This is a genomic window from Ruminobacter sp. RM87 (assembly GCF_000701925.1).
Taxonomy (GTDB): Bacteria; Pseudomonadota; Gammaproteobacteria; order Enterobacterales; family Succinivibrionaceae; genus Ruminobacter; species Ruminobacter amylophilus.
Window position 1 is genome coordinate 1 of the sequence record NZ_JNKD01000086.1, and the last position, 6,597, is coordinate 6,597.

6 protein-coding genes are annotated in these 6,597 nt (G+C 43.1%); 1 reads left to right on the forward strand and 5 read right to left on the reverse strand.

The features are described 5' to 3' along the window. Nucleotides 1-997, reverse strand: a 997-nt coding sequence (locus T489_RS13780; RefSeq protein WP_037319915.1) for a zinc ribbon domain-containing protein, incomplete at its 3' end; no start/stop codon positions are given. A 269-nt stretch (nt 998-1,266) separates the two neighbouring features. Here T489_RS13780 and T489_RS0111635 point away from each other — a divergent pair. Further along, nucleotides 1,267-2,118, forward strand: coding sequence for a GIY-YIG nuclease family protein (locus T489_RS0111635; RefSeq protein ID WP_031580193.1), 852 nt, complete (start codon nt 1,267-1,269; stop codon nt 2,116-2,118). A gap of 103 nt (nt 2,119-2,221) precedes the next feature. On the opposite strand, the gene T489_RS0111645 is transcribed toward T489_RS0111635, so the two are convergent. The 4 genes from T489_RS0111645 to T489_RS0111665 form a co-directional block, all read right to left on the reverse strand. Beyond that, on the reverse strand, nt 2,222-2,638 hold the full coding sequence (locus T489_RS0111645; protein ID WP_031580194.1) for a hypothetical protein: 417 nt from the start codon (nt 2,636-2,638) through the stop codon (nt 2,222-2,224). 203 nt (nt 2,639-2,841) lie between these two features. Next, on the reverse strand, nt 2,842-5,313 hold the full coding sequence (locus tag T489_RS0111650; RefSeq protein ID WP_031580195.1) for a DEAD/DEAH box helicase family protein: 2,472 nt from the start codon (nt 5,311-5,313) through the stop codon (nt 2,842-2,844). Continuing rightward, nucleotides 5,286-5,873 carry a class I SAM-dependent methyltransferase gene (locus tag T489_RS0111655; RefSeq protein ID WP_031580196.1) on the reverse strand — a complete coding sequence of 196 codons (588 nt, stop codon included), beginning with the start codon at nt 5,871-5,873 and terminating at the stop codon, nt 5,286-5,288. Before T489_RS0111655 ends, T489_RS0111650 begins: the two co-directional genes overlap by 28 nt. A gap of 483 nt (nt 5,874-6,356) precedes the next feature. Further along, nucleotides 6,357-6,597: hypothetical protein (locus T489_RS0111665; RefSeq protein ID WP_031580198.1), on the reverse strand; the 241-nt coding region annotated here is incomplete at its 5' end.

The window sequence follows — 6,597 nt, forward strand, 5'->3', positions numbered from 1 at the left end:
TCTTTACCAGATTTTCATGCTGACCTACCACGCCGTTGTCATCTGAACATGAATATTTGAAGTTGGCAATAAGCGCGCCTATCTCATTCTGTGCTTCAGGCATTTCGGAATAAAGATTGTCAGCCCATTCCTCATATTCAACAATGAACACGCCCACCGACTTGCGGTCCTTGACGATTTCGTCATAGTTGTCGGAACCGAGGGCTTCAAGCACCTTCTTTTCAACCAGGGACTGGTAGGTCAGAAGGTTAAGCATTACATTATCAACGTAGTCATCAAAAACCTTAAGCTTGAGTTCCTGAATCATCTGTCTGAAAACGGGGAGCCACGCAATGAAGTCAGCCTGACTCTTGTTGGCCTTGATGGTAAGCTCCATGTTCTGTCTCTTCAGATCAGGGATGGTATCGATAATATCAAGGTAACTTCTTGATAAATCCGCAACCTTGGACATTCCCCTCATGATTTCCTGATCATCTCTTGATAAATCAATGAACCTGTTGAAGCTGTTCTCAAACTCGTTTCTGGAACTGTTGAGTATTTTTATCTGACTTGTCAGTTCGTCATCAGTTTTGGCGTAGATGACATTATTAAGCTGCATATTCAGCGATAAGAGTTTTATTTCAATTTCATATGTTTTATTGTACAGATCTCTGTTTTTTCTGTCTGTTCCGTTCAGGTAACTAAGCAGCCCGTTATAGGTAACATCCTCGCTTACGTAATTTGAAAGAACGCTCCCGGCAGTGCCGGCGATGATAAGTATCAGAGCTGCAGAACAGGCTATTACTTTTAATGCAGTATTTGATTTTCTTTCTTCAGAAAAATGCTTACTGCCGGCATTATTTCCTTTTTTTCCGGTTTTACTGAAGATGTCTGACTGTCGGCTGGAAAAATTATCTTTTTTCCGGTAATCGGAATAGAAAGGAGGTACATCCCTGCCGCATAATGGGCAGAATTTGGCATTATCCCGGAGTTCGAAGTTACAGAACTGACATTTCATTTATATTTCCTGTAGAATTATATGTGATAATCGATAAAAACAGATGTTTTATTCATAAACCGTTTAATTAGAATGGATGTTTAAGGATAACAAATTGTATTAACGGGATGCAATGAGTTTTGAAATGAACGGATTTGGAATGTACTGTTTGCAGTCAGATTCACTGAATTTTTATCCGTCTTCTGACCGGAGTCTCTGTTTTCTGTTCATACCGGGCCTTTTTTGGCCGGTTCGGTTTAAATGTTATTCACGATGTACTGGAGTTGTTTATGGCATTGATTAATTTTTCCGACATCCTAAAAAAGGCGGGATTTGATCCCGGTAAGGTAAAACTGATAAGGCACAGCCTTACCGACAGTAATTTCAGAAACTGCTACATGGCCGGTAAAGTATTTGAGTATACGTGCCATCAGAAGAGGAATTTCAGTAAGGGGTATGATTACTGGGCCACATTTATCAGCGGCTCTGGTACTCTTGCCAGGTTTCATTCCATTTACAGAGTCGGAGATTCCAGACCGGATACCGAAGATATCATACCTGAAGGAATTCCTGATTCAGAGGCTTTACATTTTAAAGGCAATGATGCGTATTACGACCTTGAAAGACTTGATGTTCTGAGTGAATTTGAAGGAAAACTCACCATTGAATGGGGAAATTCGGCCAGAATGTGGCATCAGAAAGGTACTACAGAAAAAGCAGTGGTATCAATCCAGCCGAATGAAAAGAAGGTGTTTTCAGGTTTTGAAAATCTGGTTCTTTCTTTTGATGAGCTCAAGGAAATCGTTGATAATCCTGAAGTCTACGATTCATGGCGTACAGCTTTATCTTCTGTTTATGCCATATATCTCATAGTCGATTCTGAAACGGGAAGGCAGTATGTCGGTTCCGCTTACGGAAAGGACGGTCTCTGGGGTCGCTGGTCTGTGTATGTCGGAACTCATCACGGCAACAATAAGGAAATGAAGCAGCTTGTCTGCAGTTATACTGAAAGGTATCATTCTTTCCAGTTTTCCATACTTCAGATCCTGCCTAAAACGGTGACCGACAGAGATGTTACTGATATTGAGAGCTTATGGAAAAGCAAGCTTCTTAGCAGGAAATTCGGCATGAATGATAACTGATTTCAGGACGGGCAGAAATGCCGTTAAAAATAAACCACTGTCCGGACAGTGGTTTATCTGTACTGCTTAATTCTGAATAGCTGCGCTGCGATTCAGGTAAAGACTACCTGGCACTGCTTATTGCCTTTGCGTCATTTACACTGAGGCTTGGTGAATAGATGACAGTATTAAACATATTATCGGCAATGTTTGTATACATGTTAAGCTTGTTATTCTGCTTACTGTTTCTGTTTTCGCACTGTTCACCCATAATGGCTTTACGATCATCGGTTACGGTGTAGTTTTCACAGATTATCTGCTGTTTGAGGTTCGCAACAGTATCGTCATCAAAGGATTCCTTATCTGCAGGAGCTCTCATGAGCACGGCAATTTCTCCGGTACTCTTATTTGCAAGTATCTTAAAATTAGGATTTCCAGACTTGGAGAATTCTTCAAGACCGGCAGGCCATGCAAGAGCTTCTGAAGAAAAAATCATAAAAAGAGAGGTAAGTGCGAGGGGGAAAAAACTGTTCTTTAACATTTGTCTGTTCCTGTTTCCACTAAAAATCATATGTCACTGCCGACAATTCAAGTCTGTATGACACTGTGGTTGTAATAAACGCCGTGGTAAAGGCTGTGATTTAGACAACAGGCAAATAATACACCTGTATTTAAAAATTAGATACACTTATTTGTTAAAAATATGTAAATACAGTAAAAATATGTATTTTATGGAAATTCGAATCAGCGAGTTTCTGTTTCCTTTTCATATCTCCGGCGATAATATTCAACAGTGCGGTAATTTATGATATCTCTGAATTCAGCAGCAAATTCCGGTCTGGAGAGAATGTTGGAAAGTTTTGGATTAAGTGACAGAGTGCGCGGTTTTTCCTGTCTGAAAAACATATTTTCTGTCTTCAGCAGGAATTTTACAGGCATGTCGAATATCTTGTCAGCGTGACGTTTTCTGCTGATTTTCAGAAACTTTTCATATGTCATGTCTTTATCCAGATCTATCCAGTTTCTGTTGCCGGAAAAGAATGACAGCCAGCTCTGCAGAAGGTCCTTCTCTGTCACTGTTGATTTGAGTACGGAGCCGTCAAGAAAGGCTGTGAGTACCGGCATCTTGTACACCTTTGTCATTGCCGTGGTTTCCGCCATTCTCAGAAAATCACCTGCAAATCCCGTGTAAATCTCCTCCTTTTCAGGAGATAGTTCACCGATCTCCTTTAAAAAGCCGGAGTAGTTGCTGAAAGGATTATCCTTTGAGTGCTGAACGGCTTCAAGGTAAATGTCACTCTCCATGCCGTTGAAAAGTTCAATACGGTCGGGAACCTTTCCGGTTTCGGCCTTAATTCTGAAATACTCCTGTCTGATAAGCTCCTTTCGCACACTGTTTCTGCGGTTGAGAGAGGCGAAGAGATCCACCAGCCTTAAATCAAAATCTACCTGACAGCCGTCAGGCAGATTATTCTGTCCGTACGGATTGGTTCGGCTGTCCGATTTACCTTCGGTAAGGTATCTGATTACCTTTTCGGCTCTGACATAATTGCCGATAAAATCAAGTACCGTAAGGAACTGCTTGTCTGCACAGGTTCTTAAACCGCGTCCGAGCTGCTGCATGAAGATGACAGGGGACTCGGTCGGTCTCAGGAACATAACCATGTCCAGAGAGGTGATGTCTATACCTTCGTTGAACATGTCTACACAGAATATGACTCTGATTTCACCTCTGAGAAGTTTTTCAACGGCGGTACCGCGGTCTTCCGGGCATTCGCCGCCGGCATTGCTGTATACAGCCACTGCTTTGATATTTCTTCGGTTGAATTCACGCGCCATTTCCTCAGCGTGTTCTCTGGAGCAGCAGAACCCCAGTGCTCTGCGTGATCCGTATTTGAGATAGTTGCCGTAAATGAGATCGTGTCTTCTGACATTGCCGATGTAGGTTTCGTTAAGTTCTCTGTTGTCGTATCTGCCGTTAACCGGATGCAGTCCGGAATAGTCGGTGTCGTCATAGATGCCGTAGTATTTGAACGGTACCAGGTATCCTTTGTTGATGGCTTCACACAGTGAGATTTCATAAGGAACGTTATAATCGAACAGTTCAAATATGTCCTTTTTATCCATGCGCTCGGGAGTTGCCGTGAGTCCAAGCATGAATTTCGGCTTGAAGTAGTTCATGATTCTGCGGTACTGCGAAGCCACGCCGTGATGTGTTTCATCAATAATGAGATAGTCAAAGAAATCGGGAGTGAAGTATTTCTCGTTAAGATACTTGTCGTTTCCGAGAGTGGCAACAGATGCCATTATGACCGATCTGTCCGTGCATTTTTCCCCGGCATTGAAAAAACCGATGTCAGCTGTCTTTCTTATGGAGGCAAATGTTCCGGCCGTCTTTTTAAGTATCTCGTCTCTGTGGGCCACAAAGAGGATTCTCTCGAACTTCACTGAGTCAAACGCCGCAAGGGCGGTTTTACCGACTCCTGTCGCGGCAATAACCAGTCCCTTGTCGGCTCCTTCCTTTCTTGAGTGTTCAAGGGCATAGAGCGCTTCGATCTGGGAACCTCTCGGCTGAAAAAAGGAAGTTACCTTTTCTTCATCGTATTTCAGTATCGGAGGATGATGCCAGTGTTTTGAGTATTCCTTCAGAAATTCATCATCAACGGTTACGGAGTGGTTAAGCCAGAGATCCTCAAAGGTATGCATGAATTTGCGGCATCCGCGAGCGTCAGCTGCACTGTTGAAGCGGTAGTTCCATTCTATTCCGGAGGTCAGCGCGCTTCTTGAGATATTTGATGAGCCTATGAAGATTTCATGAAAATCATGACGGTGGTGAAAGATGCAGGCTTTCGGATGAAATGCCCTGTTTTTTTCTTTAAACATGCGCAGTTCAATGTCGTCACCGAGATGCTTTCTTAAAAGACAGAGCGCTGAAGGCTGGGTGATGTCGAGGTATGAACCTGTCAGTATCCTTATGGCCGCTCCACGTTCTGCTGCGGATTTCAGCTCATTAAGGATCAGTCTTACTCCGGATTCCATCAGGAACGATACGATGATGTCTATGTTCTCGGCTTTTCTCATGGAAACCAGAATATGTCCGAGCAGATGATCCCGGTATCTGTCATTGCCGGTACAGACATTGTTATCCGTGTAAAACGTCAGGTCGGCAGGATTTTCATAAACTTTTATCAGTTCCTCAGAAGCAGATTGAGCCATTTTTCCTCACTTCTCCCCGGTCTTACGTCGGCGGTTATCCAGTAGTCAGTTATGCGAAGCTTTGAATTACGGGCGAGAAACTCCCTGAAACTCTCCGGCGTGAAATCAGTGAAATATCTGCCGTTGCGCATCCCTTCAAAAGTACCGTATTTGAAGGAGGTATATATCGTGCCGGCAGGCTTCAGGGCTTTTTCCATGCGTCTGAAAACATCCCCAAGATCTGTTCTGGAAAGATGCAGAATGGAGGCACAGGCCCAGATGCCGTCAAACTCCTGGCGGTAATCTAGCTCACTGAACAGAAGTTTGATTACCTCGTGACCTGTGTTGGTCGAGGCCGTGCGGCACATTTCAGGACTTCCGTCGGTGGCGGTTACCCTGAATCCGCGTTCGAGGAAATAGAGAGTGTCGCGTCCCGAACCGCATCCGAAATCGAGTATGTGTGCCGATGGGGAAAGCTTCCTCAGGAATCGTTCCTGAGTATCTCTGAAATCAACTCCGAATGTTGAGTCACTGAATGACTGACAATTGTTTTTATAGTATTCAAGTGTCCTGTCCGTCATATTCCAGTCCGCCTGTAATTTTCTAAAATTAAAAAACAGCTTCTCAAAAATCAGGGGGTGAGGCTGAACGGCCGCCATACCCAGATGTTTTGAAACAGTTGCCAATTACCTATTATGACAGCAAAAAAAAGTGCTCAGCCATAAATTTATTGAAATGTGCGCTGAGACGGTCTGAAATATTGAACTCAATCAAGAAAGCGGCATTCTTTACAAATCAGTGAGACGCAGAGAAAACGAAAAACGGTTTGATACTTCCTTCCGTTCTCTCAGCCGTGTGTTTCTTAATCATGTTCCTTTCGGATAATGCGGTTTCCTGATTTCAGATGCTGCATGGTTCAAGAATGCGGAGGTAATGCTTCAGGTTCTGCAGTGATGCTTTTTCCTGTAATGTGCCATGCTGCTGTAAATACACATCTGCTGATCCTTCTTAACTTTTCATGAAAGTTACACTAAAGGGAGTTTCGGCTCCCTTTTCATATAATTTTAAACCTGCAAAAAGGTCATTAATTCCTCATAACTTTTTCCACTTTTAAGGTAGGCGTCCATGATTTCCTTGGCCTCATAATTTCGTTTGTGTTCCAGAAGTTCTTTGAGTTTTAACGTCAGCTTATCCTGCTTCATCTGAAGCTTTGATAATTCATCCTTAATCCTGGTGATTTCAGCTTCAATCGTAGAGATCGATTTCATTCTCGCCATTTTCGTCATCCTCTTCTGTTTGAACATG

Coding starts and splice junctions, on each gene's coding strand:
- T489_RS0111655 (WP_031580196.1), bottom strand. CDS start 5,873: ATGACGGACAGGACACTTGAATACTATAAAAACAATTGTCAGTCATTC.
- T489_RS0111645 (WP_031580194.1), bottom strand. CDS start 2,638: ATGTTAAAGAACAGTTTTTTCCCCCTCGCACTTACCTCTCTTTTTATG.
- T489_RS0111635 (WP_031580193.1), top strand. CDS start 1,267: ATGGCATTGATTAATTTTTCCGACATCCTAAAAAAGGCGGGATTTGAT.
- T489_RS0111650 (WP_031580195.1), bottom strand. CDS start 5,313: ATGGCTCAATCTGCTTCTGAGGAACTGATAAAAGTTTATGAAAATCCT.